This window comes from Flavobacterium facile (assembly GCF_036321945.1).
GTDB lineage: Bacteria > Bacteroidota > Bacteroidia > Flavobacteriales > Flavobacteriaceae > Flavobacterium > Flavobacterium facile.
In genome coordinates, this window is the sequence record NZ_JAZAYT010000034.1 from 261,826 (window position 1) to 280,897 (window position 19,072).

The 19,072-nt window shown below is 30.1% G+C and carries 15 protein-coding genes; 8 read left to right on the forward strand and 7 right to left on the reverse strand.

The window, feature by feature from the left end:
* Positions 1-125: 125 nt before the first annotated feature.
* Together UEQ13_RS11695 and UEQ13_RS11700 are read left to right on the forward strand one after the other, a co-directional pair.
* Positions 126-2,264: a DUF5723 family protein gene (locus UEQ13_RS11695; RefSeq protein WP_329806526.1), complete on the forward strand. Its 2,139-nt coding sequence runs from the start codon at positions 126-128 to the stop codon at positions 2,262-2,264.
* 121 nt (positions 2,265-2,385) lie between these two features.
* Complete coding sequence (locus tag UEQ13_RS11700) at positions 2,386-3,318, forward strand: LysR substrate-binding domain-containing protein (RefSeq protein WP_329806527.1); 933 nt, start codon at positions 2,386-2,388, stop codon at positions 3,316-3,318.
* Between the two features lie 31 nt (positions 3,319-3,349).
* Here UEQ13_RS11700 and UEQ13_RS11705 read toward each other — a convergent pair whose 3' ends face one another.
* The 6 genes from UEQ13_RS11705 to UEQ13_RS11730 all read right to left on the reverse strand — a co-directional run bounded on the left by UEQ13_RS11705 (position 3,350) and on the right by UEQ13_RS11730 (position 11,113).
* Positions 3,350-4,063, reverse strand: coding sequence for a LytR/AlgR family response regulator transcription factor (locus UEQ13_RS11705; protein ID WP_329806528.1), 714 nt, complete (start codon positions 4,061-4,063; stop codon positions 3,350-3,352).
* On the reverse strand, positions 4,053-5,417 hold the full coding sequence (locus UEQ13_RS11710) for a sensor histidine kinase (protein WP_329806529.1): 1,365 nt from the start codon (positions 5,415-5,417) through the stop codon (positions 4,053-4,055). Before UEQ13_RS11710 ends, UEQ13_RS11705 begins: the two co-directional genes overlap by 11 nt.
* An 89-nt stretch (positions 5,418-5,506) precedes the next feature.
* Entirely contained in the window at positions 5,507-6,127 is a 621-nt protein-coding gene (locus UEQ13_RS11715; RefSeq protein ID WP_329806530.1) for an L-threonylcarbamoyladenylate synthase, read from the reverse strand.
* A 777-nt stretch (positions 6,128-6,904) separates the two neighbouring features.
* Complete coding sequence (locus tag UEQ13_RS11720) at positions 6,905-7,489, reverse strand: hypothetical protein (RefSeq protein WP_329806531.1); 585 nt, start codon at positions 7,487-7,489, stop codon at positions 6,905-6,907.
* A 49-nt stretch (positions 7,490-7,538) separates the two neighbouring features.
* Positions 7,539-9,875 carry an ATP-dependent helicase gene (locus tag UEQ13_RS11725; RefSeq protein WP_329806532.1) on the reverse strand — a complete coding sequence of 779 codons (2,337 nt, stop codon included), beginning with the start codon at positions 9,873-9,875 and terminating at the stop codon, positions 7,539-7,541.
* A 59-nt stretch (positions 9,876-9,934) separates the two neighbouring features.
* Positions 9,935-11,113, reverse strand: coding sequence for a hypothetical protein (locus UEQ13_RS11730; protein WP_329806533.1), 1,179 nt, complete (start codon positions 11,111-11,113; stop codon positions 9,935-9,937).
* A 91-nt stretch (positions 11,114-11,204) separates the two neighbouring features.
* Between UEQ13_RS11730 and UEQ13_RS11735 the strand changes: the two genes are divergently transcribed.
* Positions 11,205-11,729 carry a DUF7935 family protein gene (locus tag UEQ13_RS11735; RefSeq protein ID WP_329806534.1) on the forward strand — a complete coding sequence of 175 codons (525 nt, stop codon included), beginning with the start codon at positions 11,205-11,207 and terminating at the stop codon, positions 11,727-11,729.
* A gap of 74 nt (positions 11,730-11,803) precedes the next feature.
* On the opposite strand, the gene UEQ13_RS11740 is transcribed toward UEQ13_RS11735, so the two are convergent.
* Entirely contained in the window at positions 11,804-13,849 is a 2,046-nt protein-coding gene (locus tag UEQ13_RS11740) for a M1 family metallopeptidase (protein WP_329806535.1), read from the reverse strand.
* A gap of 142 nt (positions 13,850-13,991) precedes the next feature.
* On the opposite strand from UEQ13_RS11740, the gene UEQ13_RS11745 reads away from it, so the two are divergent.
* The 5 genes from UEQ13_RS11745 to UEQ13_RS11765 all read left to right on the forward strand — a co-directional run bounded on the left by UEQ13_RS11745 (position 13,992) and on the right by UEQ13_RS11765 (position 18,660).
* Positions 13,992-14,732 carry a Dph6-related ATP pyrophosphatase gene (locus UEQ13_RS11745; protein ID WP_329806536.1) on the forward strand — a complete coding sequence of 247 codons (741 nt, stop codon included), beginning with the start codon at positions 13,992-13,994 and terminating at the stop codon, positions 14,730-14,732.
* A gap of 41 nt (positions 14,733-14,773) precedes the next feature.
* Positions 14,774-16,876, forward strand: coding sequence for an ATP-dependent DNA helicase RecG (recG, locus tag UEQ13_RS11750; RefSeq protein ID WP_329806537.1), 2,103 nt, complete (start codon positions 14,774-14,776; stop codon positions 16,874-16,876).
* Between the two features lie 35 nt (positions 16,877-16,911).
* Complete coding sequence (locus UEQ13_RS11755) at positions 16,912-17,556, forward strand: hypothetical protein (RefSeq protein ID WP_329806538.1); 645 nt, start codon at positions 16,912-16,914, stop codon at positions 17,554-17,556.
* 86 nt (positions 17,557-17,642) lie between these two features.
* A complete protein-coding gene (locus UEQ13_RS11760; RefSeq protein ID WP_329806539.1) occupies positions 17,643-17,915 on the forward strand; it encodes a hypothetical protein in 273 nt (90 codons plus the stop codon).
* 1 nt (position 17,916) lies between these two features.
* Positions 17,917-18,660: a zeta toxin family protein gene (locus UEQ13_RS11765; RefSeq protein WP_329806540.1), complete on the forward strand. Its 744-nt coding sequence runs from the start codon at positions 17,917-17,919 to the stop codon at positions 18,658-18,660.
* The last annotated feature ends 412 nt before the right edge of the window (positions 18,661-19,072 follow it).

Genomic DNA, 19,072 nt, shown 5'->3' on the forward strand with positions numbered 1-19,072 from the left:
AATCTGAATGTATTTCAGATACTATATCAAACAAGTTTTCAATATTATTTAGACTTTTTTTTTAATCTTAAATTAAATTTTAAACACTAATTATATCGTTATTTTTACTAATTAAAATTCATCCTATGAAAAACAAAATTTTAATCGCAATTACTTTCTTTAGCATAAGTTATGCTAATGCACAAAGTTACTTTGGTTATTTAAATGATAACTATGCCGGAGTCCATTCCGTAATTAATAATCCAGCAAATATTGTAGATTCTAGGTTTAGAGCAGACATTAATATCGTTTCATTTAGCGGATTAGTTACTAACGATTATTATAGTGTGAAATTTGGCGACCTATTAAAAAGTGATTATGATTTTGAAAAAGATGGAAAACAATTTCCAACGGATGCCAATAATTTTTTAATAAATGTAGATGTATTAGGACCCTCATTTATGTTCAATTTAAACAAAAAAAGTTCATTAGCACTATTTACAAGAGCCAGAAGTATAACCCACTTAAGTAATATTAGTGGAAAAGCTTTAAACGATATTCAGGATGGAATAGATGAAAGTTACCAAGTAAACAATCAAAATTTTAGTATTGCCGCAAATGCTTGGGGAGAATTTGGTGTTTCTTATGCCAGAATTTTAATGGATAAAGGACAACATTTCCTAAAAGGTGGACTTTCAGCAAAATATTTATACGGAGCCTTTACAGGTTATGCAAAAGCCAATAACATTAATATTGCTTATAATTATACTGGTGATCCAAACACTAGTACAACTTCATCTACTGGATATTTAGAATCCGGAAACCTTACTTCTCTTGATAATTTTGATGATCCAACAGAAAATACAGGAACAGGTTTTGGTGCCGATTTTGGTTTCACCTACGAATACCGTCCTGACTATGGTAAATATCAATACACCAATAAAGAAGGTGGAAAAAGTTACCATAAAGACCAAAATAAATACAAATTCAAATTAGGTGTTTCTGTAACCGATATTGGTGCTATCAACTATAAAGATGCTATTGTAAGTGTATATAATGTAAATACTTCATATACAGATACACAATATGATACTGACCCAAGTTTTGATAATTTATACACTAAAATTTCAGAAACAAAATCAGTGAAATTTAAATTACCAACTGCCATTCATTTAAATGCAGATTGGAGAATGAACAAACGTTTCTATTTAAACTTAAATACAGATTTCAGCGCAGTTGCTGCAAAAGACAAAAACTCTTCTTACATCAACAATAACGTAAGTTTAACGCCACGCTATGAAGTGAAATGGTTAAGTTTATATACTCCAATTTCTTATTTAGAATATTCTGGTTTACAAGCTGGATTTGGTTTTAGAGCAGGACCATTATTTGTTGGTTCAGGATCAATTATAAGTGCAATGCTTTCTGAAACTCAAGCTTTAGATGTTCATGTAGGATTAAAAATTCCAATTTACCAAAGTAAAATTAAAGATATAGATTTTGACGGTGTAAATGATAAAGATGACAGTTGCCCAGAAGTTGCCGGACCAGTTGAAAACAAAGGTTGCCCATGGGGTGATGCTGATAATGATGGCTTAACTGATAACTTAGACAAATGTCCTACAGAATTTGGACCAACAGAAAATAACGGTTGTCCTTGGACAGATAAAGATGGTGACAAAGTTTTAGATAAAGACGATTCTTGTCCAGATATAGTTGGTGCTGTTGAAAATAAAGGTTGTCCTTGGGGAGACGAAGACAAAGATGGAGTTACAGATAATTTAGACAATTGCCCTACTCTATTCGGAGAAAAAGATAATAAAGGTTGTCCTTACACAGATAAAGATGGCGACAAAGTTTTAGATAAAGATGATAAATGTCCGGATGTTGTGGGAACAATTGAAAATAACGGTTGTCCGGTTATTGATACGAAAGTAATTAAAAAACTAAACGACTATTCTAAATCAGTATTATTCGATTCTGGAAAAGCAACTGTAAAAGCAGATTCTTATGTAACTTTAGACGCTATGGCTGAAATTATGAAAGAATATGAAGCGACTAACTTTAGCATTGAAGGTTATACAGATAATGTTGGAAAACCAGAAAGCAACATAGAACTTTCTGCTGAAAGAGCTTTAGCAATTAAAACCTATTTAATTTCTAAAGGAATTAACGAAAACAGATTGAATTCTCAAGGATTTGGAGCAGCAAAACCAATTGCTTCAAACAAAACTACTGCTGGAAAATCAGCTAACAGAAGAGTTGAAATCAAAGTTATTCAATAAGCTTACAATCAATATAGTAATCAAAACTCTTTCTTAACGGAAAGAGTTTTTTTTATAAACTTTTCTTAAACAATAGTTTTTTACAATCAAAATATTTACTTTTATCACAAATATTGATACAATGACAATTACCCAATTATACTACGTTTTAGCTGTTGCCGAAAACAAAAATTTTACACTAGCTGCCGAAAAATGCTTCGTGACGCAACCTACTTTAAGTATGCAAATTCAGAAATTAGAAGATGAATTAGGCATTCAAATTTTTGATAGAACAAAGAAACCAATCGGCTTAACTGATGTTGGAAGTAAAATTGTAACACAAGCCAAAAACATAGTAAACGAAGCTAACAGAATTAAAGACATTGTAGACCAACAAAAAGGGTTTATTGGTGGCGATTTTCGTATTGGAATTATCCCAACGATTATGCCAACTTTATTACCGATGTTTTTAAATACTTTCATTAAAAAGTATCCGAAAATAAACTTAATTGTTGAAGAATTAAATACAGCAGACATCATTTTAAAACTGAAAAATGGTCATTTAGATTGTGCCATTGCTGCTACGCCTTTAGACGAAGAAAAGTTAAAAGAAATTGTATTATACTACGAACCTTTTGTAGCTTATATACCAGAAAGTAGTCAGAATAATGCTAAAAAAGAAATTGAAGTTTCCGATTTAGATGTCGAAAAAATATTGCTCTTACAAGACGGTCATTGCTTTAGAAATAGTGTTTTGAACCTTTGTAAAACAAACAATTTCATTGGTGAAAACCATTTTCAATTAGAAAGTGGAAGTTTCGAAACCTTAATCAAATTATCAGATGAAGGTTTAGGAACTACACTACTTCCCTATTTACATACGTTAGATTTAAACGAAAAAAACAAGGCAAAACTAAAACAATTTGCAAACCCAAAACCATCTAGAGAAGTGAGTTTAATTTTCTCTAAAAACGAATTAAAAATTCATATCATTGATGCGTTAAAAACGACTATACAAGGTGTAGTTCGTGGAGCGATTGCGTTTAGTGATGTGGAAATTGTAAGCCCTAAATAATTTACGATTTGGGATTTACGATTTATTTAATTTAAAACCAATTTTTAAATGCCGTAACTCGACTTCTACTAATGGAATTATCTTTAAGAATTAGATGCTCCTTAAGAACGATTTCGGAATTTTTTACAAATTCAATATACTTTTTATTTATAATGACACTTCTATTAATTCTGAAAAAAATACCAGAATTAATAGAAGTTTCTAATTTATCTAATGACATTGAAATAGGATAATTTCTGTTCTCATTGCTTTGAATAAAAGTGGTATTGTTTTCACTAAAAAAACTAATAATATCTTCCGATTTGATTTTCTTTAATTTACTTCCAAAACTCACCAAAAACTCTTCTTGATGGTTTGAAACAGGTGGAATTCCATCATTAAAAATAGATGTATAAAATGAAATATTAGACAATACATTTTCCAATTTATCTATCTCAATTGGTTTTAATAAATAAGCTAAACCTTTATATTCGAATGCTTTTAATGCGAATTCATCATAAGCAGTAGTAAATATAATTTTCGAATTCACATTGATTCGTTCGAAAATTTCAAAAGATAAACCATCTGATAATTTTATGTCTGAAAACACAAAATCAGGATGTGAATTATTTTGTAACCAATGAATTCCTTTTTTAATAGATTGCTCTTGACCAACAACAACAATATCTTTTTCTTCTAATAAACGTTTTAAACGTGCTGAAGCCGGAATCTCATCTTCTATAATTAAAGCCGTACTAATCTTCATATTTTAAAATTGGAATTTGAACTTCAAAAGCAATATCAGAATCGTTAATTATCAATTTTTGATTTGTCAATAATTCGTATCGTTTAGAAATGTTATTTAAACCCATTTTTGTTGAATCAATCTTGTTTTTTAAGACTTTAGAATTTGTAATCACTAAAAAATCATCATTTATTGAAATATCAACTTTCATTATGTTTTCAGCATCAATAACATTGTGTTTGAAAATATTATCAATGATTTCTTGTAAAACCGATGACAAAATATAATCTGACTTTGAAATTTCAGATGGAATTGCGAATTCTAATGAGTTATTAAATTTTGCTTTATAAATATCTAAATAATTTTGAATAAAAGAAAGTTCATCAATTAATGAAATAAAATCTTCATTTGAGTTTTTTAAATAATGTCTGTAAACTCCAGCTAAATGATGTCCAAATGCAATTGCTTTTTTAGGATTTTCTTCGATAAAAGAAATCATTGTATTCAAATTGTTAAACAAAAAATGAGGATTGATTTGGTTTTTTAATTCTTGATATTCTTGAGATAATTGAATTTTTGATACAGATAAATTAAAATTTTCTTTTTTTAATTCGTTCCTTTTATGATAAGAATTAAAAATGTAGAATAAAATAAAACTTGCAGGAAAAAAATAAACAATCAAAATTGGTATTATAATACTACTATCCTTTATATCAAAATTTAGAATATTTATTCCCCTAAATACTAGAAACGTTAAAAAACAACAAGATAGAATTTTAATTAAATTACTTATTTTTACATTTCTTAAAAAATAATAAAAAAAGTAATTTGAGAATAACAATCCTAAAGGAGAAATGACAAATTTAAAAGCTACCGAATAATCCTCAAAATCTTTAAAAAATTCAAGATAGAAAGGAAATAAAATTAAGCAAAATAGTAAGTAACTTTTCCCAATTAGCAATAAATTTTGCTTGATACCATAATTAAATTCTACATAATTAAACTTTAATAATTTATATTTTCTTAATACAAGTAATGCAAATAAAATTAAAGTAGAAAGAGAAGACTGAAAAACAATAGCATGAATGGATTCAATATCACCAACAGTTATTAATTGATATAAGATACTGTGCGAAACATTGATTAGTAAATTTAAAAATATTGTTTTAAACCAAAACCATTTATCATTTACAAATTTTACTTTTACAAACTCAAGAATAAAAGCGATAATTGCAGAATAACTAATAATGAAAAAAAGAACATGTAATTTCCCATCTAAATTTGCAGATTCATTTTTTTCAGAATATAATAATAAAAAGAAAAATATGGTGAAAATACTTACCCAATACCCTAAAAACGACTTGAACTGTTTCATAAATAAAATTTTAAATTCAAGTCAAAAGTCATAAAGAAACTATAAAATAAAAAAAAAGGTTTAGTGAATGGTGTTTTTTTAGGGGTGAACTATATCACATTCACATCACCTTTACCTTCTCTTACCACAATCGGTTCGTGTCCGGTTAAGTCGATAATGGTTGACGCTATGTTTTCTCCGTAACCGCCATCAATAACTAGATCGACTTGGTTTTGCCATTTCTCGAAAATTAATTCTGGATCTGTTGAATATTCAATTACCTCATCTTCATCATGAATAGATGTTGACACAATTGGATTCCCTAACATTTCCACAATTTGAATGGCAATATTATTATCTGGAACTCTAATTCCGACGGTTTTTTTCTTACGGAAGTCTTTTGGTAAATCGTTATTTCCAGGTAAAATAAACGTATAAGCTCCTGGTAAAGCTCTTTTTAAAATTTTAAATGTAGCGGTGTCAATTTGTTTCACATAATCGGAAATATTACTTAAATCACTACAAACAAATGAGAAATTGGCTTTTTCCAACTTAACACCTTTAATTTTCGCAAGTTTTTCCAATGCACGAGAATTGGTAATATCACAACCTAATCCATAAACCGTATCGGTCGGATATATGACTAATCCACCATTTCTTAAAACCTCAACCACTTTTTTAATGGCAGCTTCGCTTGGTTTGTCTTCGTAAATTTTTAGAAATTCAGCCATGATATTTTAGTTTCAAGTTTATTGGTTTCAGGTTAAAGTAGTAAAGATAAAAAAGTTTAACCTATTATATTTGAATTTTGTTTTTTCTTAGAAATTTTACATTATTGTTCGTCCGTCAGTTCGAGTGATTTTAAGTATCTCGTTCCCAAAACGAGAGGCTTAAAATTGTATCGAGAACCTTAGAATTTCTTTTTTGCTAAATTAGGTAACTTATCATATTCTTCATTTATCAGAGCTTCTTTTTTTGCTCTAATTTTAATTATAGTAAAAGAATTAGTTATATATATTTTGATATAAAAATAGCTCTTAAATTTTTATATTGTTTTTTCTTAGAAATTCTTTATCGCCCGTCAGTTCGAGTGGTTTTAAGTATCTCGTTCCCAAAACGAGAGGCTTAAAATTGTATCGAGAACCTTAGAATTTCTTTTTTGCTAAATTAGGTAACTTATCATATTCTTCATTTATCAGAGCTTCTTTTTTTGCTCTAATTTTAATTATAGTAAAAGAATTAGTTATATATATTTTGATATAAAAATAGCTCTTAAATTTTTATATTGTTTTTTCTTAGAAATTCTTTATCGCCCGTCAGTTCGAGTGGTTTTAAGTATCTCGTTCCCAAAACGAGAGGCTTAAAATTGTATCGAGAACCTTAGAATTTCTTTTTTGCTAAATTAGGTAACTTATCATATTCTTCATTTATCAGAGCTTCTTTTTTTGCTCTAATTTTAATTATAGTAGAAGAATTAGTTAAGTTTATTTTGAAGTAAAAAATAGCTCTTAAATTTTTATATTATTTTTTCTTAAGAATTTTAAAACTTCTTTATCGTTTTGAATTGTTTCAATAAAAGAGCTTTTTAAAGAATCTCTTTGCTCAGAAACCTCATCATTTGATGTATTATAAAATCTTGTGTTATTATGTTTTGTCCAATTTGCCTTAAATTCTTTATTATTAATTTCAGAGTAAATAGGTTTGTAGACAGTTAATGAATCCGTTTGATTTTCAAAATCATATTCCATTGAAAAACTCTTATCATAATATTGAAATTCTACTCCATTCTTTATGACTGAATATTCTCCAACCAATAAATCAACAACTTCTAAACAATAAACTATTTCTACAAAATGAATCGAATCACAAAAATAAATTTCACTTGAACAGCAATCACAGCCTAATTCTAAATTTCCATCAAGATCTAATTGCGGACCAACTATGTATAAGTGATTTTTAAAAATATTCTCGAATATTGGTTTCTCAGTTTTAGTTCTTAAACTATCTGAAGTTATATTTTCTGTTTTTAGGTCCTGTTTTTTATCACAAAATACAAAAAGCATCAAACTAAAAATCAATATTACTTTTTTCATACTTTTTACTTTTGCCTTATCCCTTTTGCTTTTTAACTTATCCCTTAATTTACCCTATCACATTCAACTTCGCAAAGCGCAATAGCAACTTTTTCAAGCCGCCCACATCAAAACGAATTTCTGCTTTTTTGTCGGCGCCAACGCCTTCTAGTCCTACAATTTCACCTTTTCCAAAGCGTTCGTGCATGACGATGTTTCCAACGGCTAAATTGTTATCAAATAAATTCGCTTTATCCGAAGAACTTGCACCGCTACTTACGGGTTTTAATCTTCTGATATTTACAGACGAAATCGGTTCGTTTTTAGAAATATATTCTGGTGGTGTTCCGGATGTTGGTTTCGCTAATCGTAATTTCGATTTATCCACATCTCCAAAAATATCAATATCCATAGTAGGTTTGTATCGGTAACCTGAATCAATCGGATTCATGTATTCTAAATATTCCCCATTAATTTCTTCAATAAAACGAGAAGGTTCACTATCTACTAATTTTCCCCAACGATAACGCGATTGCGCATACGTCAAATACGCTTGATGTTCGGCACGAGTTAAAGCTACATAAAACAAACGGCGTTCTTCTTCCAATTCGCTTCGTGTGTTCATACTCATTGCACTTGGAAACAAATCTTCTTCCATTCCCACCACAAAAACGTGTGGAAATTCTAATCCTTTCGCCAAGTGAATCGTCATTAACGCGACTCTATCATCATCACCTGTGTCTTTATCTAAATCTGTCGCCAAAGCCACATCTTCCATAAATTCTGCTAAAGCACCACGAGCACCATCAATTTCTTTCTGACCTTCGGTAAAATCTTTAATACCGTTTAGTAATTCTTCTATGTTTTCGATACGAGCAATTCCTTCAGGCGTTCCGTCTTTTTTCAATTCTTGAACTAAACCTGTTTTCTTAGTCACGTGATCCGTTAAAGTAAACGCATCTTGTTGTTCATTGATGACTTGGAAACTTTTAATCATCGTTACAAAATCTTGCAACTTAGTTTTGGTTCCCGAATTTAATTTTAAATCGATTTTATCAATGTGTTCCATCACTTCAAAAATGGAACGTTTATAATGATTGGCTGCAACAGTAAGTTTTTCAACGGTTGTATCACCAATTCCTCTTGCAGGATAATTAATTACTCGAATTAAAGCTTCTTCATCTTTCGGATTAATAACCAATCGCAAATAAGATAAAACATCTTTAATTTCTTTACGTTGATAAAATGATAAACCACCATAAATTCTATACGGAATATCTCTTTTTCTCAACGCATCTTCCATCGCACGAGATTGCGCATTGGTACGATACAAAATAGCAAAATGCGAATTCGGTAATTGGTTTTGCATTTTTTGTTCGAAAATAGTACCAGCTACGAAACGCCCTTCTTCACCATCAGTTACACTTCGATGTACTTTGATTTTCGGACCATCGCTATTGGCTGTCCAAACAATTTTATCTAATTTGGTTTTATTCTTATCGATAACGTTATTCGCCGCTTCTACAATATTTTTCGAAGAACGATAATTTTGTTCTAATCGGTACATTTTTACACCTTCGTAATCTTTTTGAAAGTTTAAAATGTTATTGATATTCGCACCTCGGAACGCATAAATACTTTGCGCATCATCACCCACTACACAAATATTCTGAAATCTATCAGAAAGTGCTTTTACAATCAAATATTGTGAGTGATTGGTATCTTGGTACTCATCCACTAAAATATATCTGAAACGATCTTGGTATTTCGCTAAAACATCAGGGAAACGGTTTAATAATTCGTTGGTTTTCAATAACAAATCGTCAAAATCCATCGCACCCGATTTGAAACAACGTTCTACGTAATTATTGTAAATTTCCCCCATTCGAGGCTTTTTGCTCATCGCATCAGCTTCTTGTAATTCGGGATTATTAAAATACGCTCGAACTGTAATTAAGGAGTTTTTATATTGGGAAATTCGACCTAAAATTTGTTTCGGTTTGTAAACATCTTTATCCAATTGCATTTCTTTGATGATACTTCCTAAACAACGTAAAGAATCTTGAGAATCGTAAATGGTAAAATTTGAGGGATAGCCTAACTTTTCTGCTTCACTTCGTAAAATCTTAGCAAAAACAGAGTGAAACGTTCCCATCCAAAGGTTTTTAGCTTCGTTATTACCTACAATTTCAGCAATACGTTTTTTCATTTCACGTGCTGCTTTGTTGGTAAACGTTAAGGATAAAATATTAAAAGCATCAACGCCTTGATACATCAAATTGGCAATTCGAACGGTTAGAACTCGCGTTTTACCTGAACCTGCACCTGCAATAACAATCATGGCACCGTCTTTTTGTAGAACTGGCGCACGTTGTGCTTCATTTAATTGATCTATGTATTGTTGCATTTTAAAAAAGGATATTTAAGATAGCAAAAATACAGATTATGAAGTGATTTCAAGTATTTTTAATCGTCATTTAGTTGCAAATTATCAACAATTTTTTTCTCTTCGGTAGTCAATAACAACCCCGAATTTACTTCCCAATATTCCGTAATTATTGAGTTTTTCTTGTTGATTAGCGATTTTTCTTTAAAAACATCTTCTTTATCATAAGGCACTAATTTTCTGCTATGACGTGTGGTCATTAAATAATTGGCAATTTCAATTTTATTTTCTTCGTTTTTTTTATCTTTTACCATCACACCAATTTCTTCTTTGGTGCTCGCTAAAAAATAATCTTCACCATCTAAAATATACAAGGCTCGGAAAGTAGAATTGAACACTTTTCCTTTAATTACTTTCAAATTAGAAGTATCTGAAAATTCAAAACGACTTGGTTCTACAAAATATTCTATTTCTAAAATGACATTTTTCTTAAAATTATAAATGATAGTAACAGTTGGTAAAAACTCTTCAATTTCTGGCTTTGGAGCAATTACCATTTGATAAAAATCATCTTTTCCTTTAACGGTTTTAATTTCAAAATCGAACTTCTTTTTGGCTTTCGATTCGGCTAATTGAGAAATGTATTTAAAGTCGTAATAATTCTGAATGATATCGTACATGTTATAACTCAACGTCTTTTTTTCAATCTTTTCGTTATTGATTAAATTGTACGTTCGGTTTTGTTCTACCAAAATATCTGCTGCAAATTTATCTGGTTTTTCTTTCAAACAAAAATTGACTAAACCATCTGAATAGGAAGTATATTCATTGTTGTATTTGAAGAATTCTCGCGTATAAATTTTCAAATTAATTGGAGCGGTTAATTGCTTCATTGATTTGTTTATTAACGATTTTAAAATACTAAACGATTGTCTATTGGTAATTACAATATCTTCTATTTCTTGAGAAATACTTTCTAAACTTATTATAATTTCTGATTCTTTTAATGTAGCGGAGTTGATTGATATTTGCTTGTATTCGAAATGTTTAATGACTATTCTGGAGGGTTTTGGAAGTTTAAATTTGATACTTCCTTCTTTATTACTTTGAAAGTTTTCATCGGTTCGAAGAATAGTCACCAAAACATTTTCAATAACATTCCCTGTAGCTTTATCTTTAAAGATTAAAACTATCTCCTTTGTCTGAGAAAATGACAAAACAGTAAAGAGTAATACATAAAAAAATAGGGGTTTTTTCATCATATCGTATTGAAAAACAAACAAATATAAGAAATTTAATATTAAGTATGTTTTTAAAAAAAATATTTTAGATTTGTAAAAAAAACTAAATATGGTTATTGAAGATAAATTACTCGAAATTGCTACATACACTTTACCAGCGATAATCACAGGTGGTGTTGCTTTTGTAATGTTACATAAATTCTTTAGGAATGAAGAGAATAAGCGCAAATTTGAATTATTACGCGAAAACCAACAACAAGCATTACCGATCAGATTACAAGCATATGAACGTGTGGTTTTGTTTTTAGAAAGAATTAATCCTATCAACTTAATGATGCGAGTTGAACCAAGCGATTTAGATGCACCGAATTATGCTACATTTTTAATTCACAACATTCAAACCGAATACGAACATAATATCGCACAACAGATTTACTTGACTGCAGATTGTTGGGAAATTGTAATGAAAGCTAAAAACAGTATCATCACACAAATTCGTCAAACTTCTGTTAATGGTGAAGTAAAAACGGGTAGTGAATTAAGAACTTTTTTACTTACAGAACTAACACAAACGGAAAGCGCAAGTGCCGTTGCCATTAGTTTTATAAAAGAAGAATTGAAACGCGTTTTTTAAAAGTTTTACACAGATTTCACAGATTAACGCAGATTTTATTTTGTGTAAATCTGTGAAATTTGTGTTTTATTACTTTACTCCTTCAAAAACTTCATATACAAAGCAGCCGTTTTTTCATCAGCCGTTTTGGCCAACTCTTCTACTCGACTTCTAAACTCTGGTTTTTTCAATAATTCTCGAATTTTATCTCTTGAAAATTTCGTGAACTGCCATTTGTGATGCGATGTGGCATGAAATAAAGATGCGATTACATTTCCGTCATTTGGATATAATTTTAGTAAAACTTCTAAAGCATTTTGACGAATTGAACTTTCATATTTATCAGAAGAATAATCAATTAAATCAAGATACATTTGTTTTTTTATAAATTCATCTTCTTCAGAAACAATCGCTAAACTTAACCAAGTAATTTGTAAACTTCTATCATTATTCCCAACTATTTTATACATTTTTTTGATGTATTTGTCTTTATCTTCAGGAAAGTTTTTACATAAATTTACTAAAGCCATTTCTTTGGTATTGTACGAAGCGTCATCTAAAAACGTTTCATATTGTGCTTTGAATTCAACTGGAATTTTAGTCATCGTTTCAGCAATCGCTTGACGAACATATAGATTTTGCTTCATACCAATTTCAATTAATTCTTTTTTGTCTTCAAAAGGTGTGTTTGCCAATTTGTAGAAAATGTATTGTTTGATTGGGAAATACGTTTCCGATTCCAAAATCGCTTTGTAATTCTCTAAATCTTTTTTCTCTTTCGTCAATTGAATATAACCCGCAACCGATTTATTCTTTACCAAATAACTTTCCGCTAAAACCATATCGAAACCGGAAGTTTCTAGCCATTTCTTTTTGAAATTTTCGGTATCAAAATCTTTAACTACTTTTTTGACTTCCGCTAGAAATTCATCGGTAATGACATTTTTATATTGGTATTTCTTTAAATAGATTTTTACTGCTTTTTGAAAATTCTTCGCACCGATATCTTCTCTTAACGTATGCAAAGCCCAAGCACCTTTTTTGTAAAACGATAACGAACTCGCTTTTTCATTCATGACTGGAATTGTATCTGTTTTAGCTGCACTTCTCAATTGTAAAGCATAATCGTACAATTCGTTATAGAAATAATCGTCGCCAAAAACTTCTTTTTCAGCTAATAAAGCATAATAAGTGGCGAAACCTTCTTGCAACCAATGATGTTTTCCAGATTGCGCCGTAATTAAATCGCCAAACCATTGATGTGCCAGTTCGTGAGCATTCACATTGATATAATTTTTATCATTAAAACCAATTGAATCGACTACAAAATCTTGAGAGAAAATAGTTGAAGTTGTATTCTCCATTCCAGCATATAAAAAATCTCTAACCGGAACTTGACGGTAAATTCCCCAAGGATATTTCACACCAATTTCTTGTTCTAAATAATCGAAAATTTGTTTGGAATATCTATAGGTTGGTTCAAATTTAGAAACGTCATTCTTATCAAAATAAAACTCTAAAGGTGTTCCCGATTTACTTTTGGTTTCTTGCTTTTCAAAATTACCAATCGCCAACATCACTAAATAAGACGACATGGGTTTTTGCATTTTGTATTGCCAAAGAGTTTTTACATTATTATATTTTACAAAAGTTCCGTTTGCTATTACTTTTGAATACTTTAAATAATCAATATTTAAATTAAAAATCACTTTCTCGTTTACATCATCAAAACTTGGTAACCAATGACTCGTATAACGTCCTTGACCCTGTGTCCAAATTTGATCTGAGCCATTTGAAAAATCGCCTGTAAAATATAAAGTTTGTTTAGGTGTGGCAGAATAGTTAAAAGTTAATTTGTTCTTCCCTTTTTTAAATCCTTCAAACAAAAGTAATTCTTTGCTATTATTTTTGTGTTTCACTTCTTTTCGATTGATCAATACTTCAGTAAATTGCATATTCTTTGCGTCAATTCTAATCGTATCAATTTTAGTTTTTACCTTAAATTCATATCTGATTTGTCCCGAAATTGATTTGTTAGTTTCATTTGGATTCAAAAAAGCCTCACACTTCAAAAAATCAACGGATTTGGTTTGTTGCGAAAAAGTAAGTATCGAAAAAAGCAGAAAAAATAAAGTTTTCATATATGTGTTTAAAATCTGATACGAATATAAACATTTTCAAATTCTCTCCTTTCTTAATTTATAAATTATAAACTATCTTCGCTTTCAAATTACGATTTGTGATTTACTATTTACGAAGTGAAATTTATAATTGCCATTTACCTTGAAAAAGAAAGCTATATTTAACTGGAGCAGCGGAAAAGATTCTGCCTTTGCTTTATACAAAATCTCACAAAACGACGAATTCGAAATTGTTTCCTTACTAACCAGCGTAAGCGAACAATACCAACGCATTTCAATGCATGGCGTTCGTGTGGAATTGTTAGATTTACAAGCAGAAAGTTTACAATTGCCGCTAACCAAAATGATGATTCCAGAAATGCCAACTATGGAAGTTTATGAAAATGTAATGAAAAACACGTTATCTAAATTTAAGGAAAACGGTGTAACGCATTCTATTTTTGGCGATATCTTTTTAGAAGATCTTAGAAAATACCGAGAAGACAAATTAAAAGAAGGCGGTTTTATAGGCGAATTCCCATTGTGGAAAATTGATACGACAGAACTTATCCACGATTTTATCCATTTAGGTTTTAAAACAATAGTAACGTGTGTTAACGAAAAATATTTAGACCAAAGTTTCGTAGGCCGAATTATAGATGAAAGTTTCATCAATGATTTACCAGAAAATGTAGATGTTTGTGGAGAAAACGGCGAATTTCACACCTTCACTTTTGATGGTCCAATTTTTAAAAATCCTATTGCATTTGAAATCGGAGAAATCGTTCATAAAAAATACGAAAAACCAAAAAACACCACAGCTTCCAACACAGCTTGTGATGTAGATTCGGACGAACCTAGTTATGGCTTTTGGTATATCGATTTATTACCGAAAAATAAATAGTAAGGACAAGTCGCGACTTGTCCCTTCAATAAAATAAAAAAATGAACCTACTCGAAACTCCCATAGAATATTTAAAAGGCGTTGGTCCGCAACGTGGCGATTTGCTGCGCAAGGAAATGAACATTCATAAATATGGCGATTTAATCAATTTATATCCGAATCGATACATCGACAGAACGCGCTATTTTAAAATCAATCAGTTGGTGAATAGCAATTCTGAGGTTCAAATTGTTGGGAAAGTCGTTCATATCAAAACCATCGATCAAGGTAAAGGAAAATCGAGATTAGTCGCGACATTTTTAGACAATACCGGTCAAATGGAATTGGTTTGGTTCCAAGGTCAGAAATGGGTGAAAGAAAGTTTGAAAATTAATACTGTTTATGTCATTTTCGGAAAAGTCACACAGTTTGGTTCGGTTTTCAATATGGCACATCCAGAAATGGAATTGTTGGAAGAACACAAAAGCGCTTTAAGAAGTGCGATGCAACCTGTTTATCCAAGTACTGAAAAACTTAATAACAAAGGCGTTACGAATAAAGTCATCAATAAAATGATGATGCAATTGTTTTCGGAAACCCATCAATTATTTTCGGAAACGTTGCCTATTTCTATTATGGAAGAATTAAAATTGATTCCGAAAAAAGAAGCTTTAGTCAACATTCATTTTCCGAAAAATCAAGATCTTTTAGCCAAAGCGCAATTCCGATTAAAGTTTGAAGAATTGTTTTTTATTCAACTACAATTAATAACGAAGAACTTAATTCGAAAACATAAAATTAAAGGTTTCCCATTCGAAATTATTGGCGAAAATTTTAATAATTTCTACAACAATCATTTGCCTTTTGAATTGACGAATGCTCAAAAAAGAGTATTGAAAGAAATTCGAAACGATTTAGGAAGCCACGCACAAATGAATCGTTTATTACAAGGTGATGTTGGTTCAGGAAAAACCATTGTCGCTTTAATGTGTATGCTTATCGCGAAAGATAACGGCTTTCAAAGTTGTTTGATGGCACCAACGGAAATCTTAGCCAATCAGCATTTTAATGGCATTACCGAATTAGCCAAAGATTTAAACATCAACATTCGAATTCTAACCGGTTCTACAAAAATTGCACAACGAAGAATCATTCACGAAGAATTAGAAAACGGAAGTTTAGATATTATTATCGGAACACATGCTTTATTGGAAGATAAAGTCCAATTTAAAAATTTAGGTTTAGCTGTAATTGATGAGCAACATCGTTTTGGTGTGGAACAAAGAAGCAAGCTTTGGACAAAGTCGGAGATTCCTCCTCACGTACTTGTGATGACTGCGACACCAATTCCGAGAACTTTAGCGATGAGTTTGTATGGCGATTTAGATATTTCTGTCATAGACGAATTACCGCCAGGAAGAAAACCAATTCAAACCGTACATCGATTTGATAGTAAGCGTTTGGTGGTTTGGAAATTCTTGAAAGATGAAATTGCCAAAGGCCGACAAATTTATATTGTGTATCCGTTAATTCAGGAATCGGAAAAAATGGATTATAAGGATTTGATGGACGGTTACGAAAGTATTTCTCGCGATTTTCCTTTGCCTCAATATTCTATTTCTATTTTACATGGAAAAATGAAACCAGCAGACAAAGATGAAGAAATGAAACGCTTTGCCGAAGGAAAAACCAATATTATGGTCGCTACAACCGTTATTGAAGTTGGTGTAAATGTACCAAACGCTTCCGTAATGGTAATTGAAAGTGCCGAACGTTTTGGCTTGTCACAATTACACCAGTTACGTGGACGCGTTGGACGTGGTGCCGAACAAAGTTATTGCATTTTAATGACCGATTACAAACTTTCCGAAGACAGCAAAACCCGAATGGAAACCATGGTGCGCACCAATGACGGATTTGAAATCGCAGAAGTCGATTTGAAATTACGTGGTCCGGGAGATATTATGGGAAAACAACAAAGCGGCGTACTAAACCTACAAATTGCCGATTTAGTAAAAGACCGAGATATTTTACAAGTAGCACGACATTTAGCCGTAAAACTCCTAAAAGAAGACCCAAGCATGAACCTACCCGAACACGCCAAACTAAAAGAAGTGTTCTTAGAAATAAGTAAGAAGAAAAGTATTTGGAATTATATTTCTTAAAGAGAAAATAGATTACCGAACATAGATATACAATTATGGAGAAAGAAATATTTGAAAAAGCATTTATTGAAAGTTTAAATAAAAACTTTGATATTCATTCTGAATATTTCAATTTTGAGTTTTACACTTTCCCAGAATTAGGTAGTTCAATTTTTGAAATTAACAAATGTCTTATTCTTGGATTTAACAGAGCATCAATAACTTTAACTAATAATGTGTTAGAAAGAGTTTTAAAATTAGCATTAATATATAACGAAACTGGAATAGGACCAAAACCATTAGAAGAATGGGATTCTATATTTTTGGAACCTAATAAAAAACACTCTTCAATTCCTTTGGGAAACTCTATCGAAAAATGCAAAAAAGAAAATTTAATTACTGAAATCGAAAAAAACATACTTTTTGACAAAATTAGAGAATTAATGAGAAATGGATTTTCTCATTCTGACCCAAGTAAAATTTTAAAAGATTTACCTGATGAAACACCAATCTTTCAATCAACATTTTCAAATCCAAATAAAATTAAGAAGATTAATGTAAATCAAAAGATTATTCCTGTGTTTCAATCTATACAAATGGATGAATTTGCAAAAAATAATGCCTTTGAATATTTTAAATTTGTATTCAAATTTATACTAAATATTGAAGAAAGACTAAAATTAAAAAACGAAAATAAATAATAGCATTCTAAATTTATAGAATTAACCAAAATTTGTATAAAACAAACATAATATTTCGTAATTTTGAACAAATAGTTTCAATTCTTATGAACAGAAGAAAATTTTTAAAAAATAGAAGAAGTATAAATAATTCTATTTTATCTACTAAAGAAGACAGCGTCTTGTTAGCTTCAGCAAAAATTGCTTCCTCAAAAGCTGTTAGAAGTTCGATGGCTTTAGGAATTACTATTAAAGTAATTAGAAGTCACGAAATTATTTCAATAAATCCTGATGCATCAATACAAGTTTTAAGAAAAATTTCAAAACCAACAATTGACATATCCTCTCTAAAAAAAGGAATGATTTTAGAACGAAAATAGTATGCCTGAATCAAGATTAAGAATATTTGCAGGCCCAAATGGTTCAGGAAAAAGTACATTATTTGATTCCTTTTCAAAAAAATATAATGCTGGAGTTTTTCTTAATGCAGATTTAATAGAAAACGAACTATCAACTAAAGGCTATATTGATTTGAGCGAATTTAATTTAAATCTAACTCAAGATGATTTAAATAAATTTTTAAAAACAGAAAGAGCTATTTCTTTAATAGAAAAATCAATTGAAGACAATCATAAAATAGATTTTTCAATAAAACAAAACATCATAGTTGATGCAGAAAAAGAAACTCATAGTTACGAGGGTGCATTAATAAGTTCATTTTTAAGACATTGCTTACAAGAAAACAAAATTGATTTTTGTTTTGAAACTGTAATGAGTCATCCTTCAAAAATTGAAGAAATAAAAGAAGCTAAACAAAAAGGATATAAAACTTATTTATATTTTATTTGTATCGATGATCCAGAAGTAAATGTATCTAGAGTTGAAAATAGAGTTGAAAAAGGTGGGCATAACGTAGCTGCTGAAAAAATTTCCAGTCGTTATTATAACACATTAACAAATTTAATTAAAATGATTGAAAATGTTGATAAATGCTATCTATTTGATAATTCAAGTGAAGAATACAAATTAATAGCTAAAATTACAAATAATAAATTATCATTAGAAATAGAACCGACTGAACTACCAAATTGGTTTATTGAGTATGTTCTTAAATATTATATGTAAACATTTACATAAATAACTTTCAAAATTGCTAAACCAGATGGTAACAATTTGTAATCCGTAATAAATGACAAAACCCCGAACTCCTAACCCACTTAGGAGTTTTTTTTATTCCAACTCTCAAAAAAGTTGTGGCGGTTTTTTTAAATTAGAAAAATTGCCACGAAAAGTGTGGCAAAAAAATTATATATAAAAAATTGCCACAAAAAAAGTAACAAAAAAATAAAGAGCAAAAAATGTTATAAAAAAATTTTGCCACTAATTCACGAATTAAAATAACCCACGCTCCCGCGCGAATCCTTTCGCGTGGTAAACAAAAACCCAAAAACTCCTACCCACTTAGGAGTTTTTTTATGCCAACCCAAATACGCCAAACTAAAAGAAGTGTTCTTAGAAATTAGTAAGAAGAAAAGTA